Source organism: Acetobacter senegalensis (assembly GCF_001580995.1).
Taxonomy (GTDB): domain Bacteria; phylum Pseudomonadota; class Alphaproteobacteria; order Acetobacterales; family Acetobacteraceae; genus Acetobacter; species Acetobacter senegalensis.
In genome coordinates this window covers 1-25247 of record NZ_LHZU01000116.1, presented here as the reverse complement: position 1 = coordinate 25247, position 25247 = coordinate 1, and the positions used below count along the sequence as shown (strand labels likewise).

Genomic DNA, 25247 nt, shown 5'->3' with positions numbered 1-25247 from the left:
GCGAGCCTAAGGGTTTTGGGCACAAAGTCTGCCAGAATGGACGCGTGAGTGGGGAACATGCGTTGCCATGAAACTGGACGCATGGTGTTATCCGCTGCTTTTCTGGTAAAGGCTGCACTTCCCTGCGGTGGGGCGTCTTCTTGTGGTTGGGGCTGGTTCCATTCTCACGTCTTTTCTTCTTTGCGGTTTGTTTGTGCTGTTTGTCGGGGCGGGTATTCTGGCGTTGCTGCCGGATCGCGCCTTGCGGCAGGCGGCTCACTGGCGTGGGGAAATGCTGACTGCGCTGTGGGGTGGCATTGGTGCGCTGGCGACAGTGGGGGCCGCGCTGCGGATTGAAGGCGGGGTAAGCTGGTGCCCGGTTTTTGGTCTGGATGGCCCAACCCTGCCCATGCTGGTGCTGCTGGCATTTACTGGCGGGATGATAAGCCGGGGCCGGCGCGGGATGGCCTGCGTGCTGACAGGGCTGGCGTTTCTGGCGCTTTCTCCGCTGGTGTTTGGTCTGCTGGCCGGCACCGCGCTTGTCATGCTGGCAGACCGGGGGCGGCAGGGTGTGTGCTTGCCGGTTGCCGTTATTCCGGCCTGTATTCCGGCGGATAGTCCCCTTTCACCGCTTTTGCTGTGCCTGATGGTTTTGCTGCTGGGGTGGGGTGTTTCCTCCCAGAAAGGGCCGGAGGCCATGCTGCCTGCGGGGATAGGCCTGTTTCTGTTTGGTCGCCTGCTGGCGGAAGAAGGTATTCTGGACCCCGTGCAGCAGACTTTGCTGTTGTTGAGCGGAGGGGCCGTTGCGCTGGGCGGGTGTGTGCAGGCCTTGCGCGCACCGCTTGCCGCCCGTGTGGCTAGTGGGCTGGCCAGTGCGGGGTTTGGCGCTCTGGTGGTGTTGCTGACACTGGCTTTAGGCACCAACCTTGAAGGCATGGAACAGTTTCGTACAGCCACGTTGCTGGGCGCTGGCGCTCCCTTTCTTGCTTTGTTGGCGCTCCTGTGGCTGTGCCGGGGAGAGGATGAGGCCAATGCAGACGCACCATTCTTTTCCCCCCACAGTCTTGCCACGGCAACGCCCGCCGGGCGGGTATTGCTGGGTATGGCGGTGCTGATGCTTTCTGGTCTGCCGCCGCTGGGTGGGTTTTCCGTTCTGTGGTGTTTGCTGACGGCGGGAGAACTGGCTGCTGTGGGGGCTCAGCCGGTGCAGGCGCTCTGCACCATTCTGGTGCTGGTGGGGGCGGCGGGCCTTATGGTGTTGGGTGTGCTGGGCCTGTTACGGCTGGCGCTGGCTGCTCTTGCCCGCCAGAAAATGCAGGTGGCGCAGCAAACTCCCGCGCCGGATGGATACGGGTTGCTTCTTCTGCCTGCCGGGGTCTCGCTAGGGGCAGCGGTTGCCGTGGCGGTGCTGCCGGGCGGCTGGCTGGCCCTGATGGATCATCTGTTTGTTGGCACGGCCCCGCGTGATTTTTCATGGGGCACCCTGCTGAGCGTGTGGTTTGTGGATACCACCATCAGCTTTACGCCGTTGTTCTGCGTTCTGGCGCTTCTGGTCTGTGTGGGCATGGCCATTACTGTGGGGCGCGTGCTGGGGTTCTATCCATTCCGTCAACCACAGGCCGCGCGCGCCGCGTGGCAGGAAGCCGGACCAATGGTGGCGCTGGGGGATGGTGTTATGGCGTCCAGCAAGACAGGCCCCGCAGTGTTGTGGACTGTGTTGCTGGTCTTTCTCGGTCTGGAGAAGCAGACGTCAGCATCTTGGCCGCTGGTGGAAAAGACAGCGGCAGCCGGGCGCTCCATGCGGAGCATGCTGTTCAGAACGGTAGGGTGGTGCGAGGCCCAGGGTATGGTCCTGATCCTGCTTTTTCTGGGGGCAGGCCTGATTTTGGGACTGTTTACCAGCAAATGACACCTGCTTCCTTACCGCACACGCTCTCCTGGGGCTGGATGTTTCTGTCTGCTCTTACTGTTGGCGCGCAGATTGGCCTCATGGTGTTGGTGGCTCCGCTTTTCAGTGGATGGGTGGACAGGCTGGCAGGCCGTCTGGCAGGCCAGACACGTTATCTGGCAAGTGGCCGGTGGCAGGAAATCCGGCATCAGTTCGTGCGCCCCAGCTTTCGCGAGCCGGGTGATGACCTGAGCAGTCTCTCAACCCGCGCCGCGTTTACGTTGGCCGTGCTGGCAGCAGGCATGGTGCCGGTTTACGCGCTGCTGCCCTCTGGTCTTCCGGCCCCCGGCCTGTTGCTGGTGTGTGCTGTGCTGGTGGGGGCGTCCCTCCTGCTGTGCTTGCCGCGTGTGGTGTTGCGGGGGCAGGCAGCATTGTCGGGCTACATGGCGTTCATGGCGGATAGTCTGCTTTTACCCGCTTTGGTGCCAGTGCTGGTTATGGTGGGTGGGCAGGATCTGTCGGCTTTTCTTGCGCATGTGCAGGGGCTTTCTCCGCTAGGCGCTGGTGCTCCTTTTGTGCTGATGGGCGTGGCCCTGTTTGGCGCGGCGGCATGGCGCGGAGCATCGGGGGACGCCGCGCAGATCTGCCCGCTTTCCGGTGCGGATAGGGGGCTGTGGCTTCTGGCCGAAGACCTTGTGCAGCTTTGCTGGGTTACGCTGGCGGGAGACGTTGCATGGTCCGGTTGTTTGGCCTTGCCAACGGATGCAGGAGTGGAACCCTGGTTTATGGCCTGTCTGCAGGGTGGTGGCGCATGGTTGCTCAAATTGGTGATTGCGGCGCTTGTGCTGGCGGCTATGCAACTGATGGTTCTGCCACCACCGCGCCGCGCGCGGGTGAGGCTGGCCTGCGTGTTTCTGCTGGGCCTTGTGGCGTGGCAGGCTGCGTATCCGGGCCTTGCAACACCGGCAACACAGGATAAAACAGCCGCCATTCAGGTGCAGGACCCTGCCTTTGGCGCGGAAGGAACCACGCAGTGACACTTGCCGCCATTCTGGCCCCGTTGCTGGCCCTGTGCGTGGTGGCGCGTGGTATGGGGTTTCTGCCTGTGCTTGGGGCCGTCATTGCCGCCGCCATGCTGGTGGATGGTCTGGCTCCCTTGCAGGAAACAGCAGCTGCTTTTGTGCTGCTGTTTTCCATTGGGCCGGTCTGGTTTCTCACTTACTACCAGCAGGACAGAGTGCAGGAACGCAGTGGTCCTGCCGTGCCGTTTTTTGCGTTGGGGCTGATGGTGGTTCTGCTGCTGGCCAGCGCGCGGTCTGGCGTGCCGCTGTTTCCGGCAGGGTTGTGCGTGGTGCTGGCAGGGCTGGTGGCCGTGACGTACCGGCAGGCCATGATCTGGCAATGGGCCGGACTTCTGACATGCGTGAACGGGATCATGCTTGCAGGGGTGATTGAAAAGCAGGTGATGGTGGTTGGTGTTGCGGCGCTGGCCGGGTGCGTTATCAGCGTGCTGGGTGGCCTGTATGTCCATCGTGTCATGCCGCGTGTGGCTGTGGTGCGGGCGTCAGGCCGTAAGGACGCTGACCGCAAGGGCCATCCTGTCGAGAAGCGCTTTCGGGGTGACGCACCGTTGCCGTCAGACCCGGTGCCGGCCTTTGGCGCAGAGAGAGGCGCACAGGAGCCTCCTCCCCGCTCTTTGCCATCTGGTGAAACAACGGAAGATGCGGACAAACCCGCCCCCAAGGCGGAGGATGACCCTGCATGACCGTTCCTGTTTTTCTGGCGGCTCTGGCTTTTGCATGGCCCTTGCTGGGCGCGGTTGTGGTCATGACCGCGCCAACAATGCGCAGTCGGGAGGTTGCCGTATGGATGGCGGGCATCGGCTGTGTGCTGGCGCTGGCAGTGTTTCTGTTTCCCGCTACCGGAGCCGTGGCCGCCGGATGGGACGATGATCCGGTGCAACGCGCAGGGCGTGTGATGCTGGCGTTTGGCCTGTTGCTGACGGTGCTGGAAAGCCGCGATATGGCAGACCGTTTTTTGCGTGGTCTGCCGCATGTATCCACGGCGTTGGCCGGGTTGGCCTGTGTCACACCTGATCCGGTGGTGGGGTTGGGTATTCTTGAGGCGTCTCTGGCTTACGGAGTGTTTGTGTTCGGGCGTCCGGCGGGGCAGGCGCGTGCGGGCTGGGCATTGGTGCGGACAGGCTCAGTGGGGCTGTTTCTGGTGTTGGCGGGGCTGCTGTTGCCTAGCGCGTCTCCCTCGGCAGGGCTGATGATGGCCTGCGGCATTGTCATGCTGGCGGGCCTTACGCCGTTCGGGCAGCCGTGGCGCGAGGAAAATGATACCTTCCTGTTTCTTCCCTTTGCTGGTGCGGCCCTGCTGCTGTCCATGCGGTTGCGCCCGCATGGCGGGGAGGCGTTTGACACGGCGCTGGTTGCTGCGGGGCTGGCATCTGTCTGGCTGACAGCCTGTGCAGGCCGGTCTGATGGTGGTCTCCGTCTTTTCCGAACCTTCCCGTCCGCGCTGGCGCTGATTGCCGTGGGGGCACGGGCGGATGTGGCCGCTCTTCTGTTCCTGTGTGGCTGGTGTCTGGCCGGGGGCAGCCGGTCTGGACGCTCATGGGCGGCGCGGGCTTTGGCCTGCTTTCCGCCGGGGGCGCCGTTTGTGGGCTGCCTGCTGCTGCTTTCCGTTATGAGTGACTGGTCATGGATGTTCACGGTGCTCACGGTGGCGGGCATTTTGTGTGCCGTGGTGCGGGCCGTGCCAGCAGGCGGCTTCGGGCAGGATATCTGGCCCCGTGATGTTGCAGGCCGTGTGGCGTGTTCCGTGCTGGTGGTCACCGGATTTCTGGTGCCGCTGGCCATGATGCTGGGAGCCTTCTGATGGACCCTGTGGCCCATATCCGCGCAGGGGCTGAAACCGGCACGCCGTGGCGGTTCCGGCTGGAGGAACTCGCATGGCGGGATCTGGTTGATGGCCTGAAACAGGCAAAATTGCCTTTTGCCGGGCTCTGGTGTGACGGAACAGACGTGCATGTGCTGTTTCTGCCCCACGGCAACCAGCCGCTGGCCGCAACTTTGGCGCTGGAAGACGGGCGCTACCCCGCTTTGTCCCCTGCCAGAGCAGTTTCCAGCCTGTACGAACGCATGGTGTTTGATCTGTACGGGGCAGAGGCCATGTGGGCGCGCGATGTGCGCCCCTTGGTGGATCACGAGGTCTGGTCCAGCACCACACCCCTCGCAGTAACGCCCGGCCCGGCAGGTGGCCATAAGGGCATGATTGCGTTTGAGCCATCTGAAGCCTTTACGGCGGTGGAAGGCCTCGCCGCAGGTGTTGGACCCGCCACCGGCAGGATGGAAGCGCCGTGTCATGTTGCCCTGACCCTGCGTGGAGAGACCATTGCGGCGGCGGAAACGGTTACAGGTTATGCGCACCGCGGCATGGCGCTGCGCTGGCGTAACAGCCGTGTGGATGATGCCTGCCGCTTAACTGGACGTGTGGCGGCGGGATGCTCGGCAGCGCATCAGGTGGCGTTCTGTCAGGCCATAGAGGCTGCCTGCGGCGAGCAGATCGGGCATGAGGTCAGCCAGTTGCGCGTGGTGCTTCTGGAACTGGAACGCTGTGTGCAGCATCTCTACACGCTGGCGGCGCTGGCGCGGGAAGCTGGAGCGGTTCTGGTTGCGTCCCGCTGCATGTGGTTCCGTGAGCAGATTCTGAAGGAGGCCGCGCCCGTAATCGGGTCGCGCCTGTTGATGGACCATTGTGTTCCGGGCGGCGTAAGCCTGCGGAGTGCCTCGGAGGTGGGAGACCTCTGCACACGTCTGACTGAACTGGGGGACGACATCTATCCCGGCTTGGCAGACCTTTGGCGGAGCTATCCTGGGCTTTCCGCCCGCCTTGCCGGTGTTGGCGTGCTGGACCGCGCCGGGTGGGAGCGTGTGGGGCTGGATGGACCAGTGGCGCGGGCCAGCGGTAGCGATAGTGACTGCCGCCGCGATATGCGCTTGTATGATGGGCTATGGCGTTTTACCGCTGGCCGGCAGGAAGGCAGCGTGGAAGATCGCGCCGCCGTGCTGGTGGATGAGGTGGGAGAAAGCCTCCGCATGTTGGGTGACCTGGTTCCGCGCCTCGGCCTGACCGCAGGGGGACGGATTGACCTGTCCTATCAGGATGGAGAAGGCATTGGCATGACGGAAGGCCCATGGGGCAGGGTGCTTTATTGGGTGCGCCTGCTGAACGGGCGGGTGGAGCATGTGTTCCTGCGAGATCCATCTTATCCGGCACTCATGGCCTTTGAATCCATGCTCCCCGGCCAGAACGTTGCGGATGTTGCCCTCATCAAGGCTTCGCTGGGCGTGAATGCGGCGGCGCTGGATGGATAATTCGGGAGAACTGGACGTGAAGAAAGACACACATCCATGGGCCTGATCCGCGCTGTTTTCGATGCAGCCTTTCGTCAGGGTGGCGGGCGGCTCAAGCCGGTGGGGCCACGCTGGCCGCTGCTGCTGTTCCATGTGGATACGGGTGGCTGTGGCGGCTGCGGCATGGAATTGCAGGCTCTGGCTACAGGCCCGTACGATGCTCAGGGTGCGGGGTTTGGCTTTGTGCAATCCCCCCGTGCGGCAGATGCCCTGCTGGTGACGGGGGCCGTGACCCGCGCCATGATGCCTGTTCTTGAAACCGCATGGCAGGCCATGCCAACCCCAAAGGGGCTGATCTGCGTGGGTAATTGCGCCGTGGATGGTGGTATTTTTACCGAGAGCTATGCCGTTATGGGCGGGTTGGACCGGAAAGTGCAGATTGATCTGCGCATTCCCGGTTGTCCGCCCTCTCCGCAGGATGTGCTGGAAGGGCTGTGTTCCCTGTTCGGAAAACGGTTGGAAGACAGTGCCGCAGCCGTTCAGGCTGACGGCGCGGGTTCGTCTTCCACCTCTTCCTGAAGGTCTTCCGCTGCTTTTTTCAGCTTGAAGAAGCTCAGGCGGCTCAACGGTAGCAGCGCCATGTAAATAACCCCGGCGGCTGCCAGCGCCCCCCATGGATCAGCAACCAGAACAGCAGCATAAGCTCCCGTGCCCAGCATGACGGGCAGCACAAAATGAGCCGGCACTTTGAAGTTCTTGAAAGACCAGACCGGCAGGGTGGAAACCAGCAGAAATGCGGTACTGATCAATGTAAAGCTGGGCAGATAGGCTAGACGAGTGAACTTGTAGAGCCACACAATATCCAGCTTTTCTGCTTCCAGCCCCAGAAACAGTGGGAACAGGGCCAGCCCCGCCCCAGCCGGAGCCGGGACGCCGGTAAAGAAGTTGCTGGCGTATTTGGGCTTTTCCTCGGCTTCATCCAGCGTTGCGTTGAACCGGGCCAGCCGCAGCGCCATACAGACCGTAAACATCAGGCACGGCAGAAAAGCGTAGCGTCCGCCATCCCGCAAAGCCCAGAAATACAGCAGGAAGGAGGGAGCCACGCCAAAGCAGAGGAAATCTGAAAGGCTGTCAAATTCCGCACCAAATCGGGTGGACCCGCGCAGCAGGCGGGCAATACGGCCATCCAGCCCATCAATGAACGCTGAAATCAGCAGGGCAATGGCTGCCGCCTGAAACCGGCCATCTACGGCAAAGCGCATACCGGTCAAACCGGCGCACAAGCCAAGCATGGTCAGAATATTCGGGATCAGCCGGTTGAAGGAGGGTCCCTTGATTTTGTTCCGCACACGCCGACGCAACCGCTTGCGCCGCAGCCCGCGCGGGCGGGACGGATCTTCCGTCCGGCTGCCCGATTGAGAGCCACCTGCGGCTGAATCTTGCGATGCGCCGGGCTGGATGGCGCTGCCTGCCATGGAGGATGTGGTGCCCGGTGTTTCCGTCACTCCATCAGGCGGAGTGTGCCCTGTGGAGGCAGAATTGGCCAGGGTGCCAGCCGGTGCGCCGTTATCAGAAGGGAAGGCGGAAGAAGGAGGGTGCACTGTCACGGGAATCAGAGACGCGCCATCACGGTTTCACCGCCCACCATGGTCTGGCCAACAGAAACCAGAGGTTCCACACCCGGCGGCAGATACAGGTCCGTGCGGGAGCCAAAGCGAATCAGGCCAAACCGTTCCCCCGCTTCCATCTGCATACCTTCGGTAACACTGCACACAATACGGCGGGCTACCAGGCCGGCAATCTGTACAACGGCCATCATGCGGCCATCCGGCAGCGTGAGGCTGAGGGCATTGCGTTCGTTCAGTTCAGACGCCTTGTCCAGACTGGCGTTCAGAAACTGGCCCGGATGATAGGCAATGCGGGTAACAGTCCCTGCTGCGGGTATTCTGTTCACATGCACATCCAGCACGGACAGGAACGTGGCAATGCGCCATACAGGCACCGGGCTCATGCCCAGTTCAGCTGGCGGGGCGACTTTTTCAATCGAGACAATGCGTCCGTCTGCGGGGGCTACCGCAACATCGGCGCGGGCAGGCGTAATACGTTCCGGGTCACGGAAGAAATACAGGCAGAAACCGAAGAACAGGCCACTGGCGGTGCCAAGGAGCTTGAGCTTGGGGCAGGAAAGCTTTCTGGCCAGATAGCGTGTGGCGAGCGTGGCAGCACCAGAGGCCAGAAGAAAAGGCCGTGCCTCCGGGTGGGGAGGGGCCATGACCATTTTAAGCGAAGCAAGAAGAGACATGAGGCTGGTCCTTATCAAGTGAGGCGGGGCATGAACAGAAAACAGGGGCGGGTGCCAGCCGTTCCCTGTTTGTGGTCTGCGTCAGGCCGCGCCTGCCAGCGCCTCACGCACGGCGGTAAGGGCCGCATCTGCCGCGCCGGCATTGGGGCCGCCTGCCTGCGCCATGTCCCGTCGGCCACCACCACCTTTGCCGCCCATGGCCACACTGGCCGCACGCACCAAGGCAACGGCGTCCACTTTTTCAACAGTTTCCGGCGCCACGGCAGCGACAACACTGCCTTTGTCACCCGCTGTTGAAATCAGCACCACAACATCCGCATTGCCCTGCTTCAGAATGGTTTCTGCAAGCCCTTTCAGTTCACGCGGGGCGGTGTCCCCCACGTTGCGGCTGGCCAATCTTACGCCACCAACGTCTTCCACACCGGCGGAGGCGGCATTGCCTGCTGCCAACTGGCGCTGAAGCTGGGAAATCTGCCGTTCCATGGTGCGGCGCTCTTCCAGCAGCAGGGCCAGACGTTCCGGTGCATCTGCGACGCTCACCTTCATCATGGCGGCCATCTGGTTGAGGCGCTGCTCATTGGCGAGGGAAAGCGTTTCAGCCGCTTTGCCTGCAACGGCTTCAATACGGCGCACGCCAGCAGAAACACCGTTTTCCGCCGTAATGCGGAACTGGCCGATATCGCCCGTGCGGTTCACATGCGTGCCCCCGCAGAGTTCGATTGACCATGCGCTTTTGTTTCCATCGGCACCGCCCATGGAAACCACGCGCACTTCATCGCCGTATTTTTCGCCAAACAGGGCCATAGCTCCTTCAGCCACGGCTTCTTCTGGCGTCATGGAGCGGGTGACTACCTGAGAGTTCTCACGGATCAGGCGATTCACCTCAGCTTCCACTTCCGCCAGTTCTTCCGCCGTGATGGGGCGCGGCTGGCTGACGTCAAAGCGCAGGCGGTCTGGCGTGTTCAGGCTGCCTTTCTGGGCAACATGCGTGCCCAGCTTGCGGCGCAGGGCCTCATGCAGCAGATGCGTGGCGGAGTGATGCGCACGAATGGCGGAGCGGCGGTCATGATCCACGGTGGCGGTTACGGCCTGACCGGGGCGCAGTGTGCCTTCGGTCACGGTGCCATAATGCACGATCAGATCACCGGCTTTTTTCTGCGTATCGGTTACGGCAATGCGCAGGCCGTTCGCTGTAAGGGTGCCGGTATCTCCGGCCTGCCCACCACTTTCTCCATAGAATGGGGTCTGGTTGAGCAGCACGGCCACTTCCGCACCAACCGGGGCTTCTTTCACAAAGCCATTGCCCACAACCACGGCCTGAACTTCGCCATCAGCCTGTTCTGTGCTGTAGCCAAGGAATTCAGACGCACCAAACTTGTCGCGTGCTTCAAACCACACAGTTTCCAGCGCCGTATCGCCAGAGCCTACCCAGGAGGCACGGGCGCGTTCACGCTGTACGGTCATGGCGGCATCAAAGCCTTCCACGTCCACCGGGTGACCGCTGCCGCGCAGGGCGTCCTGTGTCAGGTCAAGCGGGAAGCCGAACGTATCATACAGGCGGAAGGCAACATCACCCGGCAGGGCAGCGCCCGGCGTGAGTTTGTCGGTTTCTTCCGCAAGCAGGCCCAGGCCGCGATCAAGCATGGCTTTGAAGCGTTCTTCTTCACCACGCATGGTTTCACGGATCAGGGCTTCACCCTGCACCAGTTCAGGATAAGCCTGACCCATCTGCTGGATGAGCACGGGCAGCAGTTTGTAGAACACGGGCTCGCGCGTGCCCATCATGTGCAGATGGCGCATGGCGCGGCGCATGATGCGGCGCAGCACATACCCTCGGCCATCCTTGGAGGGCAGAACACCATCGGCAATCAGGAACGCTGTTGAGCGCAGATGGTCCGCCACTACGCGATGACTGGACTTGAACGGGCCATCAACGCTTTGGTGGGTCAGATCCGCAGAGGCCTGGATCAGAGCCACAAACGTGTCGGTATCGTAGTTGTCGCGCTTGCCCTGCATGATGGCGGCAAAGCGTTCCAGACCAAGGCCGGTATCAATGGAAGGGCGGGGCAGCGGAGAGCGCACGCCCGGCGGGTCTTCAAAATACTGCATGAAGACCAGATTCCAGATTTCCACAAACCGGTCCCCGTCTTCATCAGGGGAGCCAGGGGGGCCACCGGGAACATCTGGGCCGTGATCAAAGAAAATTTCGGAGCAGGGGCCGCAGGGGCCGGTATCGCCCATCCGCCAGAAATTGTCAGACGTGGGAATACGGATAATGCGGCTGTCATCCAGCCCCGCAATGGAGCGCCACAGTCCGGCGGCGTCTTCATCTTCAGAGAAGACGGTCACCAGCAGTTTGTCTTTCGGCAGGCCGAAATTCTTGGTCACCAATGTCCAGGCGAGTTCAATCGCTTCGGGCTTGAAATAATCACCGAAGGAGAAATTGCCCATCATCTCAAAGAAGGTGTGGTGCCGGGCTGTATAGCCTACGTTATCCAGATCGTTATGCTTGCCGCCTGCCCGCACAACTTTCTGCGCCGTGGTGGCGCGTGAGTAGGGGCGGGTTTCCTGTCCGGTAAACACGTTCTTGAACTGCACCATCCCCGCATTGGTGAAAAGCAGGGTGGGGTCATTGCGCGGCACCAGAGAAGAGGAAGGCACAATCTGGTGCCCTTTCCCGGCGAAATACTCCAGAAAGGTGGTGCGAATTTCGTTTGTGGTCAGCATGGCGTGAGGCAGACGGTCCTGAAACTGGTTGGGCGCGTGAATTCCCAAAGCCAGCCTTTTCCGGATGCTCCGAAAAAAGTTTGCTTCAGGGACAAGTCCTCACGGCCAGGTAGAAAGCACCCAAGCTTTCCTTAACCCGTTGCCAGATGTAGCGCACCCGGCGCGTTACCGGAAGGGGTTAGCGTTCAGCCCCGCCTTATCGTCATATTAAGACTCAGATGTGGGGTTTTTGTGTGACGTTGAAACGTCCACGCTCAGTTCGGCCAGTTCCAGGGCGGACTGAGGTGGTTTTTCCTTGAACACCATTTTCTGGCTGAGGTTGAAATTGGCGAACATGCCTGCCAGCGCACCGGCTGCCAGAGCCAGCACCGGGTAGGTTACGCACAGGGGCACGGTATAAAACAGGGTGTAAACCGTGCCGCGATTAAGCAGGAACCCAAAACTGTTGGCGGTAAGAAAGCGCAGCCATTGCAGGAGCGGGTGATCATGCAGGCCAACGCCTTTGAAGGTCCATAGCCGGTTGAGCAGCCAGTTCAATGTGGCGGCGACAAAATAGGCGACCAACGTTGCAGCACTGAGCCCGATTGCTGGAAGCAGCGCGTAAACCGTGCCGGAATCCCACAGAAACCCTAACCCGCCTACGGTGCCGAATTTCAGCAACCGCATGAGCTTGGTTTTGGTCAGGCCAAAAGGGAGGGGAGACGGGGCGGTCTGGGTCACGCCATGGGCCTACGCGAAAGGAGAAGGGGAAAACAAGACAAAAAAAGAGGCACCCGAAGGTGCCTCCTCTTTTGATCACGAAGATCAGACCGAATTAGTGGAGGATGATTTCCACGCGACGGTTCTGAGGTTCGCGGGTGTTCGGGCCGGTCGGCACCAGCGGCTTGGATTCACCATAACCGTGGACGTCGATCGCGGTGGCCGGCACGCCGTCACGGATCAGTTCAGCCTTCACGCTGTCAGCACGACGCAGGGACAGACCCAGGTTGTACTTTTCACCGCGCGGGCCAGGGTGAGCAGCGGAGTTATCGGTGTAACCGTTAACTTCGATGCGGGTCGTCTGAACGTGCGTGGAAGCCTGAGCAGCTTCAGCAACGATCTGGCGGGCGCGAGCCGTCAGGACAGACTTATCCCAGTCGAAGAACACCAGGTAGGAGCGAGCCGGCAGCGGAGCCGGAGCAGCAACAACCGGAGCCGGCGGCGGCGGCGGCGGAGCCGTATCGAACGCGTAGCGCAGACCCAGGATGAACTGGTGGTTGAAGCGGTGATCGAAGTTCGTGTTGCCACGACCGCGCTGACCGTTGGTGTAGTTTGCCGTGGAGGTGAATGCACCGTCCGTGAAGGAACCCGGCTGGCCGATCATACGGTATTCCGTGGTGATCTGCAGGCCCGGAACGCCAACATCATAAGCCGCACCGACGATGCCCTGGTAAGCAAAGCCACCGTTCGTGCCGCCCAGACGGCTGGTGTTGCCGTTACGGAAGTTGGACTGTGTCGGGTTGTAATGCTGCCACAGGTAGCCAGCACCGATACCAACGAACGGGGTAACCGGAGCATCGATACCGAACTGCTTCAGGTCGATATCATACAGCAGGTTGATCAGGCCACCGTAGGACTGGTCACTACCGCGAGTGTGGCTCGCTGCAGCGCCGCTGCGGTGATCAATGTTGGAGTAGTTGTACACGCCTTCAACTTCAGCGCGCAGGCCGTTGCCGAAGCCCCAGCCGAATGCACCGAAACCGGTGAAACCAGTGTTGTGACGGTACTGAGCGGAGCTGCCGTTCGTGTAGCTGTCACCACCGGCGAAACCGGAAGTGTGAGCATGCTGATTCTGGACCAGGTTGTAACCACCGCCCAGGTCAACATACGGGCCTGTAATTGTGGTGGCAGATGCGGCCGCCGGAGCCGCTGCCATCAATGTCGTTGCAAGTAACGCCGTGCGGAGACGCATTTTTTCGTCCTCAATATTTCATCTGTTCGACTCTGCCGCCAACCATTCAGCGGTCAGACCCAGCAAGATGCCTAAAGCCGTATAAAACGATCGGTTCCAAAATAGAAACCCGAAGCTTCATACTCTTGACGATTAGAAGCCATAACCGTGGTTTATTTGCAACAGTTCATTTCGGTTTCCCAAGATGTTCCAGTTGCGTGGAAGTAATCAGCCTTAAACGTCCTGCCATGAACATTGCGTATTAGCGAATGCCGCGCCTCTCTCCGGTCTGAATAAGGCGGAATTGAGGCGTGGATACTTAATTGCCACAGGTGGGTAAAGTTAAGTGGCGGTTTTCTAGGGCGCGCAGCCATCTTCAAGCAGCACTTCGCGCACCAGTTCAGCCGGTACATCTCGTGAGGTGAAAGCCTTGCCGATTCCACGAACCAGAACAAATGAGAGACGGCCATCCTGCATTTTCTTGTCCCGTTGCATGTGGGCCATCAGGTCTGTTGCGCGGAACGAGTATGGCAGGTCTCTAATGCGTGCAGGCATGCCCAGCGTCTCCAGATGGGCAGTTACCCGCTCCAGGTCTGCCTGAGGGCAGAGGCCCAGTTTGACGGACAAGGCAAAGGCTAGGCGCAGACCTATGGAGACTCCTTCACCGTGTAGAAGGCGGCCGTCATAACCCAGTTCAGCCTCCAGAGCGTGGCCGAACGTGTGGCCCAGATTCAGCAGGGCACGCCCATCCGTGCCTTGTTGTTCCCGTTCATCCGCCGCCACAACGCGGGCTTTGAAGGCACAGGCCTGCCTTACGGCTTCTGTCTGGGCTTCGGGGTCAAAATTCAGGACCGATTCCCCGTGTTTTTCACACCATTCAAACAGTGCGGGGTCACCAATCAGGCCGGACTTCACAATTTCGGCATAACCCGCAATCAGTTCCCTTTTGGGTAGGGTTGCCAGTGCCGACGCATCTGCCAGCACACTTAATGGCTGATGGAACGCGCCGAGGAGATTCTTGCCCCAGCGGGTGTTAATGCCGGTCTTGCCCCCGACAGACGAATCAACCTGAGAAAGCAAAGTGGTGGGAATCTGTACAAAGGGCAGCCCGCGCAATGTGGTGGCGGCTATAAAACCGGCAAGATCGCCCACCACGCCACCGCCAAAGGCGATGATGGTGGTTTTGCGCTCCACGCCTTCTTTCAGAATGGCATCAACCAGCCGCTCATAGGTGGCCAGGCTTTTGGACTGCTCGCCCGGTTGCACGGTAAGGGTGCGGAACGCGATGCCAGTGTCATGCAGGGACGCTTCCAGGCGGGGCAGGTGCAGCGCTGCCACGTTCTCATCCGTGATGATGACGACACGCTTCTGCGGCAGGACTGGTGCCAGCAAAGCGCCAGCCCGGCTGATCAGATCCGTGCCGATCACCACATCATAAGACGTATGGCTCAGGCTGACAGGCAGGCGCACGGGGCGGCGGGAAAGGGCCATGGCCTCAATCACGCGGGAAGTGCTGTGGTCCACGTTGTGGTCTCCGCAATCAACAATAATGTCCGCTTCCGCATAAATGGGGTGCCGGACGGTCATCAGCCGCGCCAGCACATCACGCGGGGGGGCTTCATTCAGCAGGGGGCGATGGTTGCGCCCCTGAACCCGGCGCAGCAGAACGGGCAGGGGGCAGCGTAGCCATATGGAAATGGCGCGCTCCCGCACCAGGCTGCGGGTGCTGGCGTCCATATAGGCGCCGCCGCCGGTGGCCAGCACCATGGGCGGGCCTTCCAGCAGGCGGCGGATGACGCGGCGCTCTCCGTCACGGAAGGCGGCTTCTCCATACAGGCGAAACACATCGGCAATGGAGCAGCCAGCGGCACGTTCTATTTCAATATCGGCATCAACAAAGGGCAGGCCCAGCCGCGTGGCCAGCCTGCGGCCAATGGTGGTTTTGCCAGCGCCCATCAGGCCAACAAGAACAATGCTGCGCCCGGAGGGGATCAGCCCGGTGCTCTGCCGGTTGCCGACCCTTTCCAGATCAAGCGGAATCGGCGGTGGGTCCGCCGTATCGTGTGGGGGATACGAGATACGTGATGACATGAAACGCAGCTTACCATAGAGCAGGGAGAACACACCTATCTCTGTTGTTATGGAGCAAAGCCTCATGAACCGTACGGTTCTTATTGTTGCAGCCGCGGTCTGCGTTGCCTTGGTGGGCGGGTTTGCAGCACTTGGCCTGACAGCCCACGCCCCTGTGCCTCAGGCCGTGCATCGTGATGTCGCGTTGGCGGCTCCGCCTGCGGCCGCACCGGCCCCAATGGCCCCGGTTCCGGCTCCGCCGCCTGCGCCTGTTGTTACCCCGGTTGTGCCGGTGCAGCAGCCTGCTACAGCACCGGCCGCCGCCGTTCCGGCTGCTCCTGCTGGCGCACCGGCCGTTTCAGCTCCTGCTGCCCCCGCGCAAAAATAAGGGCGCTGGAGTAAAAAATGTCCGGCAGCCGCGAGACGGAGCTGTTTCTGGAAATGCTGGCGGCAGAACGGGCCGCCGCGCCGAACACGCTTTCTGCCTACGCGGCTGATCTGGAGTCCTGCTCCGCCTTTCTGGCGGCGCAGGGTATGTCTCTTATCGAGGCCGATACCAGCAGTCTGGCTGCATGGATGGCTGACCTGGGGGCGGAAGGGCAGGCGCGGCGCACTGTGGCGCGTCGGCTTTCCTGCATCAGGCAGTTTTATCTGTTTCTGCTGCGCGAAGGGATGCGGGCCGATAATCCCGCCGCCCATCTGGAATCGCCTCAGCCGGAATCGACCCTGCCGCATTTCCTCTCCGAATCGGAGGTCGTGGCGCTGATCGAGGCTTGTGTAGCCCCCGCCGAGGCTTCTCCGGCCAAACAGCGCCGGGCGTTGGTGGCGCGGGCGGCGCTGGAATTGCTCTACGCCTCCGGCCTGCGGATTTCAGAACTGCTCACCCTTCCTGCCGATGCCCTGAAAAACGAAAAGCCTATGCTGGTGATTCGCGGGAAAGGCGGGCGGGAACGTCTGGTGCCCATCTCGGCCAGTGCGCGGGAGGCTGCTCTGGCATTGCGAGTATGGGATCAGGCGTTGCAAAGCCCCTGGTTGTTTCCGGGCCGGGATACGCGCCGCCCCCTTACCCGGCAGGCCTTTGATAAAATCCTGCATGAAGTGGGCTGTCAGGCCGGGATTGATCCTGCCCGGCTTTCTCCGCATGTGCTGCGCCATTCCTTTGCAACGCATCTGCTGGCGCATGGGGCAGACCTGCGGGCGTTGCAGATGCTGCTGGGGCACGCGGATATCGCCACCACCCAGATTTACACGCATGTTCAGACCGAACGGCTGAAAAAGGTGGTGGAAACCTATCACCCGCTTGCCACACAGAGCGAAAAAACGCGCGAAAAAGCAGGCTGAACTGCCTTCATGCCAAGCATGATGCACGAAGTGGCTTGGTTTTACGCGTGACTGTGCTATCCGCTTTGCCCATGCGTCAGTTCCTGGATTTCGAAAAGCCCGTCGCCGAACTTGAGAACAAGATCGACGAACTGCGGCAAATGACCGACCCGAACGGGGTCAATATTGCAGAAGAGACGGCCCGCCTTCAGGAAAAGGCGGAAAAGCATCTGCGTTCCATCTATGCCAAGCTCACGCCATGGCAGAAGGTGCAGGTGGCCCGTCATGCGCAGCGTCCGCACACGCAGGACTATATCAATGCCCTGCTGACCGAATTCACGCCTTTGGCAGGGGATCGGCTGTATGCGGATGATAAAGCCATTATCGGCGGTATTGGCCGCTTTGATGGTATGCCCGTGGTGGTGATCGGGACGGAACGTGGTTCTGATCTTGAAACACGCCTTGCCCATAATTTTGGCATGGCGCGGCCGGAGGGGTACCGTAAGGCGCAGCGCCTGATGAAGCTGGCCGGACGGTTCAACCTGCCGATTCTCACCTTTATTGATACCGCTGGCGCATGGCCCGGTATTGACGCGGAAGAACGTGGGCAGGCGGAAGCGATCGCCCGTTCTATTGAAGTCTGTCTTGAAGCGCCTGTGCCGCTGATTGCGACCGTGATTGGGGAAGGCGGCTCAGGCGGGGCCGTGGCTCTCGGCGCGGGAGACCGTGTCATGATGCTGGAACACGCCATCTATTCCGTGATTTCGCCTGAAGCCTGCGCCTCCATTTTGTGGCGTGATCCAAAACAGGCTAGCACGGCGGCTGAAACCCTGAAACTGACGGCGCAGGATCTTTATCGTCTGGGTTTGATCGACCGGATTATTCCAGAGCCGATTGGTGGTGCCCAGCGTGCCCCGCAGGAAGCGCTTGATGCAGTCAAGCAGGCTCTGGGCGATGAACTGAAGGAGCTTGTGCCTCTGGCTCCTGCACGCCTGAAAGAACTGCGGCGTGAGAAATTTCTGGCAATGGGGCGTGAAAGCCTGAGCTGATCAGGCTTTTCCCTAACTGACCGGATCAGGGCGGTGGTTCTCCTTCAATGGGGTCACCGCCCTTTTCTTTGATCAGCGTGTAAATGGCCCGAGCAGCCTCATTCACATCATCCGTATTCTGGCCTTTGGCAACCAGCGCCACACCCCGGCGTCCATCATCCCGATGGAAGGGGTAGGACCCCAGATCCAGCGCCGGAAACCGGTTCTGGATGGCTTCCAGCCCGTCCGCAATCGTGCCTTCAAACAGGGAGGTGGTGTACCAGGTGCGGGAAAACACGGGGTTGCCACGTTTGAGGGTGGGGGCAAGTTCATGGAACATCGCCCGCATGATGCGGGGCACCCCAGCCATGACATGCACGTTGCCAATGCTGAACCCCGGCGCGCGGGAGACTGGGTTGGGGATGGGTACTGCGCCGCGGGGTAGTTTGGCCATGCGCTGGCGGGCCGCGTTGAAGTCCTCACCAAACTGTTCTTTCAGCATGTCATAGGTTGCCGGGTGGAATTCCCATGGCACCCCAAATGCCTCTGCCACACAGGGGGAGGTAATATCATCGTGCGTTGGGCCGATGCCGCCGGTGGTGAACACCTCGTCAAATCGGGCACGGAAGTCCACAACCGTGTTTACAATCGTTTCCCGCACGTCTGGAATGACGCGGATTTCCCGCAGGGGAATGCCCAGTTCCCCTAGGTTTGTGGCCAGAAACTGGATGTTGTCGTCCCGGGTGCGGCCAGACAGGATTTCGTTCCCGATCAGAATAAGGGCAGCGATACGACCCATGAAAATCGGTCCTTTCAGCAAGGTCTGATGGTGGGGAGCAGAAGATGTGTGGCAGGATGGAACGGGCTTTCTGCGGGGTCAATGCTTCAGAAAAGCGCAAACACACCGCAGGCTGTGTGTGTTTATGGATTGACCAGCCGCTGCCCAGTTCATAGCTTTCGCGCCATGTCAGATAGCCGTACAAAAACCGAACCCACCCTTCCGCGCGCCTGGCCCTTTGAAGAGGCGCAGAAACTTGCCACGCATGTTGAGGCCCGTACGGCTAAAGCCGGGGCGGATGATGATGCACGGCCCGCCCTGCTTGAAACCGGCTATGGCCCTTCTGGCCTGCCGCATATCGGCACGTTTGGCGAGGTTGCGCGCACATCCTGGGTGCGGCAGGCCTATACGGCGCTGACCGGCCGCCCATCCCGGCTGCTGGCGTTTTCTGATGACATGGATGCGTTGCGGAAGGTGCCGGACAACGTGCCCAACCGCGAGATGCTGGAAAAGTTTATCGGCCAGCCGCTCTCCCGCGTGCCCGATCCGTTTGGTACGCACGAGTCGTTTGCGGCCCACAACAACGCGCGCCTGTGCAGTTTTCTGGACAGCTTCGGCTTTGATTACGAATTTGCGTCATCCACCCAGTATTATACCACCGGCAGGTTTGATGCGGCGCTGAAGCGCGTTCTTGAAGTGCATGAAGAAGTGGTGGGCGTGATTGCTCCCACTCTCGGGCCAGACCGCCGCGCCACGTACTCACCCGTACTGCCCCTCCACCCGCGCACGGGTGAGGTGATGCAGGTGAAAATGGACGCCGTGAACCCGGAAGCTGGCACGGTGCGCTGGACAGACCCCGCCACGGGCGAACAGTTTGAAACGCCCGTAACCGGTGGCCATGCCAAGATGCAGTGGAAGGCGGACTGGGCCATGCGCTGGTACGCGCTTGGCGTGGATTATGAAATGTCCGGCAAGGATCTGATTGATAGCGTACGCCTGTCTGGCCGCATCTGCCGTATTCTGGGGGGCGAGCCCCCTGCTGGTCTGACCTATGAGCTTTTTCTGGACGAGAACGGCCAGAAGATCTCCAAGTCCAAGGGGAATGGGCTTTCTGTGGAAGAATGGCTGCGTTATGCGCCGCAGGAAAGCCTTGGGCAATTCATGTTCAATCAGCCGCAACGCGCCAAGCGGCTGTATTTTGATGTCATCCCCAAAACGGCGGACGATTATCTGACCCATGTTGAAAAGGCCAAGGCGCTTCAGGCCGCAGACCCCACGGGGAATGACCTGCGTGCCAATCCGGCGTGGTTCATTAACAAGGGTGAAATTGCCGAAAACGCAGGCTCTCCGGTCTCCTTCGGCATGTTGCTGAATCTGGCCAGTGTGGCCAATGCGGAAACCCCGGAAGTGCTGTGGGGCTTTATCCGCCGGTACGACGCAACGGTTTCGCCCGAAACACACCCCATGCTGGCGTGTCTGGTGCAGCACGCCATTGCCTATTACGCCGACTTTGTGCGTCCGGCCAAAACCTTCCGTGCCCCAACGGACAAGGAACGCACAGCGCTGGTTGATCTGGCGAACAGCCTGCGTGGGTATGAAGGTGAAGCGGCGGATGCTGCCACCTTGCAGAATCTGGTGTTCGAGATTGGCAAGCGGCACACATTTGAACCGCTGCGGAGCTGGTTCGGCTGTCTGTATGAAGTTCTGCTGGGTCAGAAGGAAGGACCACGCTTTGGGGGGTTTGTCGCCCTTTATGGCGTGCATGAAACCGTGGCGCTGATTGAGGCCGCATTGCTGCGAGAGCAGCAGGCCTAAGCGCGGGTTTTTGTCTCCATGGTGAAGACTGTATCCTCATCACCGCAAGGACAGGAGCCGGAACACAAGCCTAAACCTCAGGGATGGCGGCGGTGGCTGAAGCACCTGCCGCATCTTGTGGGGCTGCTGCTTATGGTGGCCGCCATTGCCGTGGTGCAGCATGAACTGCGGCACCTGCGTATTGCCGATATCCGTCACGCCATGGAGGCCATTCCCGGCAAGCGGGTGTGGCTGGGCGTGGCGTGCACCTTTCTGTCCTATTTTGTGCTCTCGTTTTATGATCGGTTGGCCGTGGTGCAGGTGGGGTATGGACAGTTGTCCTACCGCCGCACGGCGTTTGCGGCTTTCTGTTCTTACGTGCTCTCCCACAATCTCGGATTTTCTGCGGTTTCCGGGGCGGCGGTACGCTACAGGCTGTACCGTAACTGGGGGGTAGGCTCCTTCGCCATTGCGCAGATTATCGCCTTCTGTTCCGCCACCTATCTGCTTGGGGCGGCGGTGCTGATTGGTGGTGTGCTGATCTGGGAGCCCTCAGTCATTCCCATGGCGGGCAACCATGTGCCTGGGGCGGTGCTCACGCTTGTGGGTGTGCTGCTGTGGCTGGTGGTGCTGGCTTATATCGGGCTGGCCTTCCGGGTAAGGGAGTTCACCTTCCGCAAATGGACCATCTCCCTTCCGTCTCCTACCATGGCGGTATTGCAGACAGTGGTTGCCGCAGCGGATGTGGCGGCAACGGCTGCCATTGCCTTTGTGCTGCTGCCACCTGAAGCCGGGATAGATTACGGGTCTTTTCTGGCCATCTATATCGCCTCCTACACGGCCGGACTGGTGGCGAGCGTGCCGGGTGGTCTTGGCGTGTTTGATGGTGCGATGCTGCTGGCGCTGGGGCCTTATATGCCCGCGCCGCAGATTTTGGGCGTCGTGCTTATTTTCCGCCTGTTCTACTACATTGTTCCGCTTTTTCTGGCGGGTATCATGTTTGCCGCGCATGAACTGTTCCTGCGTGGTGATGATGCGCTGGCGGCCAAGAAGCGCAAGAAGCAGGCACATCCCGACCAACCGCGCCGGGTGCGCCCCAGCCAACTGGTGCGTGAAAGTGAAGCCGGGTTCTCCGTTGCCGTGGCAACAGGCACGGTCTCCTTGTGCGGCATCATGCTGGTGTGTCTGGTGTTGCTGGACCCCGTGGCCAAATACGCGGTGGTGCAGGGGCCGTGGTTCGGCTGGGTGGGGGCAATCAGCACCTATCTGCTCTCGCTGATGGGGGTAGGGCTGATCGGGCTGGGCATTGGTCTCTCCCAACGGGTGACGCTGGCATGGCGCGGCACGCTGCTTCTGCTGGTGATGGCTGCTGTCATGACCTTCCTGCGGGGCAATACGGTTTTTGTGCCGGTCATGCTTGGGTTGTCCGCGTTTCTCATCGCTCCCTTCCGGTCTTGCTACTATCGCCACGCGCGCCTGTTGAGCGAACCTCTTTCAGCGTCCACGCTGTTGTCTCTGCTGTTGCTGTTCGGGTGTGTGATTGCGCTGGCCACGCGGCATGGGGCGGGAAGCTGGTGGCAGATGGTGTTTGTTTTCCCTGCATCCGGTGCCGCACGGTGGACGGTGGCCCTTGCTGTGCTGCTGGCTCTGGTGGTCATCGGGCGGCTTATGCTGCCGGGGCGCATTGCCATCCAGGAATGGGATGCCGAAGCCTATGAGCGTTATCACACGCTTGATCATGCGCTCCCCACTGTGCAGGACATGCATCCGGAAGGCTATGTGACGGGTGAAGCCGGTGAGGCCGTTATTCCCCTGTGCCGCTGTGGTGAATTTCTGGTGGGGCTGGGCGACCCTGCGGGTTCCGAAGATGATAGTGTTTCTGCCATCTGGCGGCTGCGGGATGTGGCCTTGCAGGAAGGGCTGAAGCCCGTGTTCTGGCAGGTAGGCAACACCTTTGTGCGCATTTACGATGATATCGGGCTGAATGTCTGGCCGCTGGAGGGAAGCGAGGGGCTGAATTTCTGTTGCCCGGCGGATGATATTGCGCTCGCTTCTCGTGTGATCGCCGCCTATAAGGACGGCGATGCCGAGCCTCCTGTCCCGGCGTCATGACCATTTTTCGAGAGGCTTCCTCTGGGGCCGCATAAGCTGGGTTAAGGGATGTCTGCTCACTTTACCGCCTCCTTCCTGCCGGGAGGCGTTATGCCGGTTGCCACGGCAACCACATCCTTTCTGCTGGCCTTTCCGGCCCTGTTCTCCATCGTCAATCCGCTTGGTGCCTCGCTTATTTTCGCGCAGGCCACCACAGGCCGTTCCCGGCGTGAAATTCTGGCATTGGCCAAGCTGGTTGCGTTCTATTCTTTTGTGCTGATGCTGGTGTCCATCTGGCTGGGCGGCAAGGTGCTGGTGTTCTTTGGCATTACCGTCAGCGCCTTGCGGGTGGCAGGTGGCCTGGTGGTGGCTGTTCGGGCCTGGAATCTGCTGCAAAGCCCGGAAAGCATGGAAGCAAAGAAGGAAAAACAGGCTCTGCAAGGCGGCAAGACCGTCATGTCCCCCAACTGGTCAGATTCTGCGTTTTTTCCGCTGGCCATGCCGTTTACGGTGGGGCCGGGCACCATTGCCGTCGCCATTGCATTGGGATCAGGTTGCCCGGCAGGCGAATCTTTTCTGGCCTATGAACTGGGCATCACCATTGCTGCTGTCTGCGTGGTGCTGATTGTATGGGCCGCCTATTCTGGCTCTGAAAAGCTGGTGTCCATGCTGGGCGTGACAGGTACCCGCATTGTCAGCCGTCTGGCCGCATTGGTCCTGCTGTGCATTGGTGTGCAGATTCTTGCTGCCGGTGTGCAGGGTTTTGCTGTGGAAATCTGGCAGCATATGAAGACGGCCTGATTTCCACCGTCTTCTTCTCAAAAGTGCTGTGAGGCCCTGACGGCAGAAGGCTGCGTTGGTTGCAGTGTATCCGACTTCAGCCGAGGCCCTTCTGCTTTGGAAACTCCCGCCTGCCCTCAACGGCGGGAGAGTAGATGCCCTCTGAGGCTTTCAGTCCTATTCGGGCACAATCTGCGTAACAGACCATTCATGCGCGTTAAGCCGGGTTTTTAACCGTTCAAGCTGCGCTTTCGCCTGTTCGGCAAAGCCAAAGGGCGGTTTGATAACCAGCAGACCGGACCCGTTCAGCCGGTCCGGATCAACCGGAGGGCGCATCAGCAATTCTGCAGCCAGAATGTCTCGCACTCCCGCATCCTGCAACGCCATATGAAACGCCCGTACGGGTGTCCGATGTTTGATGGGATACCAGATGGCGATCATCCCATTGGAGAAGCGGGCCTGAATGGTCTGCACGGCGTTTTCCAGCCGAGCGAACTCGTTGGGCTCTTCAAATGGCGGGTCAATCAGCACAAGGCCCCGTTTGGCTGTTTGCGGCGGGAGGAGAGCCCGCAAGGCCTCATACCCATCGCGCTCATGCACGGTGACATTCGGGGTGCGGGTAAAGACGCCATAGAGTCTGCGTTTGTCTTCGGGATGTTTTTCGCAGCAGATCAGGTGATCGTGCTCCCGCAACATCATGGAGACCAGCAAAGGTGAACCGGGATATATCTCCAGGCCGCCCGCTTTCCTGACCAGATCCAGCCACGGCGCGAGCGGACTGTCAGGCCCTTCTTCTGTCAAAAGCCCGATGCCGGTCCGCCATTCCTGTGTTTTTTCGGCTTCCTCGCAGCGCAGATCATACCGGCCGATACCCGCATGCGTATCCAGCACCATGAAGGGCGTGGGTTTGCGCAGAAAACTGCTAATCAGTGACACCAGAAGCGCATGCTTCATGCAGTCGGCAAAGTTTCCGGCGTGGTAGGCGTGGCGATAGTTCATGCCGGGATATCCTGCGGGGCGAAGCGGGCGGCCATGTCTTCCAGCGGCCAGCGGGGGCGAGGGCGGAGGGTTGCGTCGTCGGGCTGTGGCAGGCCGCGTTCGGCGGCTTCACGGCAGGTTTCCAGTGCCGCCCAACCCACCATCACGGCGTTATCCGTGCACAGGCGCAGGGGCGGGGCGGCAAATTGCAAACCGTGCCGGGCGGCTACATCTTCCAGCCGGGCACGGAGCACCGTATTGGCGGCAACACCGCCAGCGGCAACCAGCAGTCTGGCTTCAGGCATCATGCGCAGGGCATGTTCCATCCGGTTGGCGACCACATCAGCAACGGCCTGCTGGAAGGAGGCAGCCAGATCCGCCGCAAACTGACGGGGTAGGGGAGCTTGCCCATATGGGGCCAGTTTCTGCGCAATGGCTGTTTTCAGGCCGGAGAACGAGAAATCACAGCCTTCACGGCCCATGAGGGGACGCGGGAGCGGAATGGCCGTGGGGTCTCCCTCCCGTGCCAGTTTTTCCAGTGCCGGGCCACCAGGCCAGCCAAGGCCGAGCATTTTGGCGACCTTGTCAAACGCCTCGCCCGCAGCATCGTCAATCGTGCCGCCCAATTTGCGGTAACGGCCTACCCCTTCCACGGCAATGCACTGACAATGGCCGCCGGAAACAAGCAGCAGCAGATAGGGGAAGGCCGCGCCACCGGGCACAAGGCCAGGCAGGCGGGCTGTCAGGGCATGCGCTTCCACATGGTTGACCGCCACAAAGGGCTTGCCCAGCGCCAGCGCCATGCCCTTGGCGAAACCGCTGCCAACAATCAGCCCCCCAATCAGCCCCGGCCCCGTGCTGGCGGCAATCAGCCCGACCTGCTGGGGTGTGAGGCCCGCATCCTGCAAGGTGGCCTGCACGAGTCCCGGCAGTAGAGCCAGATGGGCGCGTGCGGCAATTTCTGGCACCACCCCCCCGAAATCTGCATGACCGTCCTGAGACACAACCCGTTGGGCGAGGCACTCGCCACTAGCGGAGAGAATCGCGCAGGCGGTTTCATCACAGGAAGATTCTATGGCGAGCACTGGCCCCGGCATGGGTGCGGCGTGTGTGCTGGAAGTAGGGTCGGGCATGCTGTGCTCAGAGGCTGAATTTGAAAGGTTCATGGTTTTTTCAGGATATGCCGGGGCCAGTGCTCGCCATAGAATCTTCCTGTGATGA

The 25247-nt window shown here is 60.8% G+C and carries 21 protein-coding genes; 12 read left to right on the top strand and 9 right to left on the bottom strand.

The genetic code is table 11. The annotated features are described in order from the left end of the window. Window positions 1–127: 127 nt before the first annotated feature. The 6 genes from AD948_RS05580 to AD948_RS05555 are packed head-to-tail and all read left to right on the top strand — an operon-like array spanning window position 128 to window position 6807. Window positions 128–1888: a hypothetical protein gene (locus tag AD948_RS05580; RefSeq protein ID WP_061471051.1), complete on the top strand. Its 1761-nt coding sequence runs from the start codon at window positions 128–130 to the stop codon at window positions 1886–1888. Next, window positions 1885–2904: a hypothetical protein gene (locus AD948_RS05575; protein WP_061471050.1), complete on the top strand. Its 1020-nt coding sequence runs from the start codon at window positions 1885–1887 to the stop codon at window positions 2902–2904. Before AD948_RS05580 ends, AD948_RS05575 begins: the two co-directional genes overlap by 4 nt. Continuing rightward, the gene (locus tag AD948_RS05570; RefSeq protein ID WP_061471049.1) at window positions 2901–3632 is read left to right on the top strand and encodes a hypothetical protein; all 732 of its coding nucleotides are present in this window, start codon (window positions 2901–2903) and stop codon (window positions 3630–3632) included. Before AD948_RS05575 ends, AD948_RS05570 begins: the two co-directional genes overlap by 4 nt. Continuing rightward, the gene (locus AD948_RS05565; RefSeq protein WP_006560285.1) at window positions 3629–4750 is read left to right on the top strand and encodes a hypothetical protein; all 1122 of its coding nucleotides are present in this window, start codon (window positions 3629–3631) and stop codon (window positions 4748–4750) included. Before AD948_RS05570 ends, AD948_RS05565 begins: the two co-directional genes overlap by 4 nt. Continuing rightward, entirely contained in the window at window positions 4750–6249 is a 1500-nt protein-coding gene (locus AD948_RS05560) for a hydrogenase large subunit (RefSeq protein ID WP_061471063.1), read from the top strand. Before AD948_RS05565 ends, AD948_RS05560 begins: the two co-directional genes overlap by 1 nt. A 36-nt stretch (window positions 6250–6285) precedes the next feature. After that, on the top strand, window positions 6286–6807 hold the full coding sequence (locus tag AD948_RS05555; RefSeq protein ID WP_061471048.1) for an NADH-quinone oxidoreductase subunit B family protein: 522 nt from the start codon (window positions 6286–6288) through the stop codon (window positions 6805–6807). Here the strand turns inward: AD948_RS05555 and AD948_RS05550 are convergent. The 6 genes from AD948_RS05550 to aroB all read right to left on the bottom strand — a co-directional run bounded on the left by AD948_RS05550 (window position 6768) and on the right by aroB (window position 15278). Further along, window positions 6768–7703 (bottom strand): CDP-alcohol phosphatidyltransferase family protein, encoded by a 936-nt coding sequence (locus tag AD948_RS05550; protein ID WP_408736055.1) that lies wholly within the window; start codon window positions 7701–7703, stop codon window positions 6768–6770. The two genes, AD948_RS05555 and AD948_RS05550, sit on opposite strands and share 40 nt — an antisense overlap. Window positions 7704–7840: 137 nt before the next feature. After that, window positions 7841–8530, bottom strand: coding sequence for a phosphatidylserine decarboxylase (locus tag AD948_RS05545; protein WP_061471047.1), 690 nt, complete (start codon window positions 8528–8530; stop codon window positions 7841–7843). A gap of 81 nt (window positions 8531–8611) precedes the next feature. Continuing rightward, window positions 8612–11257, bottom strand: a complete 2646-nt coding sequence (alaS, locus tag AD948_RS05540; RefSeq protein ID WP_061471062.1) for an alanine--tRNA ligase — start codon at window positions 11255–11257, stop codon at window positions 8612–8614. Window positions 11258–11464: 207 nt separating this feature from the next. Continuing rightward, window positions 11465–11923: a GtrA family protein gene (locus tag AD948_RS05535; protein ID WP_156478946.1), complete on the bottom strand. Its 459-nt coding sequence runs from the start codon at window positions 11921–11923 to the stop codon at window positions 11465–11467. Between the two features lie 148 nt (window positions 11924–12071). Beyond that, the gene (locus tag AD948_RS05530; RefSeq protein WP_061471045.1) at window positions 12072–13208 is read right to left on the bottom strand and encodes an OmpA family protein; all 1137 of its coding nucleotides are present in this window, start codon (window positions 13206–13208) and stop codon (window positions 12072–12074) included. Window positions 13209–13544: 336 nt separating this feature from the next. Then, a complete protein-coding gene (gene aroB, locus AD948_RS05525) occupies window positions 13545–15278 on the bottom strand; it encodes a 3-dehydroquinate synthase (protein WP_082666762.1) in 1734 nt (577 codons plus the stop codon). Between the two features lie 64 nt (window positions 15279–15342). Here aroB and AD948_RS05520 point away from each other — a divergent pair, with 64 nt between their 5' ends. From AD948_RS05520 to AD948_RS05510, 3 genes are all read left to right on the top strand, one after another. After that, window positions 15343–15645: a hypothetical protein gene (locus AD948_RS05520; protein ID WP_061471044.1), complete on the top strand. Its 303-nt coding sequence runs from the start codon at window positions 15343–15345 to the stop codon at window positions 15643–15645. A 17-nt stretch (window positions 15646–15662) separates the two neighbouring features. After that, window positions 15663–16598: a site-specific tyrosine recombinase XerD gene (locus AD948_RS05515; protein WP_061471043.1), complete on the top strand. Its 936-nt coding sequence runs from the start codon at window positions 15663–15665 to the stop codon at window positions 16596–16598. Window positions 16599–16669: 71 nt separating this feature from the next. Beyond that, the gene (locus AD948_RS05510) at window positions 16670–17626 is read left to right on the top strand and encodes an acetyl-CoA carboxylase carboxyltransferase subunit alpha (RefSeq protein ID WP_039904497.1); all 957 of its coding nucleotides are present in this window, start codon (window positions 16670–16672) and stop codon (window positions 17624–17626) included. Window positions 17627–17651: 25 nt separating this feature from the next. On the opposite strand, the gene AD948_RS05505 is transcribed toward AD948_RS05510, so the two are convergent. Continuing rightward, on the bottom strand, window positions 17652–18404 hold the full coding sequence (locus AD948_RS05505; protein WP_061471042.1) for a competence/damage-inducible protein A: 753 nt from the start codon (window positions 18402–18404) through the stop codon (window positions 17652–17654). A 165-nt stretch (window positions 18405–18569) separates the two neighbouring features. Between AD948_RS05505 and AD948_RS05500 the strand changes: the two genes are divergently transcribed. From AD948_RS05500 to AD948_RS05490, 3 genes are read left to right on the top strand one after another with little or no spacing between them, the layout of a single operon-like run. Then, window positions 18570–20198 (top strand): lysine--tRNA ligase, encoded by a 1629-nt coding sequence (locus tag AD948_RS05500; RefSeq protein WP_061471061.1) that lies wholly within the window; start codon window positions 18570–18572, stop codon window positions 20196–20198. Window positions 20199–20216: 18 nt separating this feature from the next. Beyond that, a complete protein-coding gene (locus AD948_RS05495) occupies window positions 20217–22289 on the top strand; it encodes a lysylphosphatidylglycerol synthase domain-containing protein (RefSeq protein WP_152833945.1) in 2073 nt (690 codons plus the stop codon). A gap of 48 nt (window positions 22290–22337) precedes the next feature. Continuing rightward, on the top strand, window positions 22338–23069 hold the full coding sequence (locus AD948_RS05490) for a MarC family protein (RefSeq protein WP_006558789.1): 732 nt from the start codon (window positions 22338–22340) through the stop codon (window positions 23067–23069). A 156-nt stretch (window positions 23070–23225) separates the two neighbouring features. Here AD948_RS05490 and AD948_RS05485 read toward each other — a convergent pair whose 3' ends face one another. Together AD948_RS05485 and tsaD are read right to left on the bottom strand one after the other, a co-directional pair. After that, window positions 23226–24047, bottom strand: a complete 822-nt coding sequence (locus AD948_RS05485; RefSeq protein WP_061471041.1) for a 23S rRNA (adenine(2030)-N(6))-methyltransferase RlmJ — start codon at window positions 24045–24047, stop codon at window positions 23226–23228. Beyond that, window positions 24044–25159: a tRNA (adenosine(37)-N6)-threonylcarbamoyltransferase complex transferase subunit TsaD gene (tsaD, locus tag AD948_RS05480; protein WP_061471060.1), complete on the bottom strand. Its 1116-nt coding sequence runs from the start codon at window positions 25157–25159 to the stop codon at window positions 24044–24046. Before tsaD ends, AD948_RS05485 begins: the two co-directional genes overlap by 4 nt. Window positions 25160–25247 lie beyond the last annotated feature (88 nt).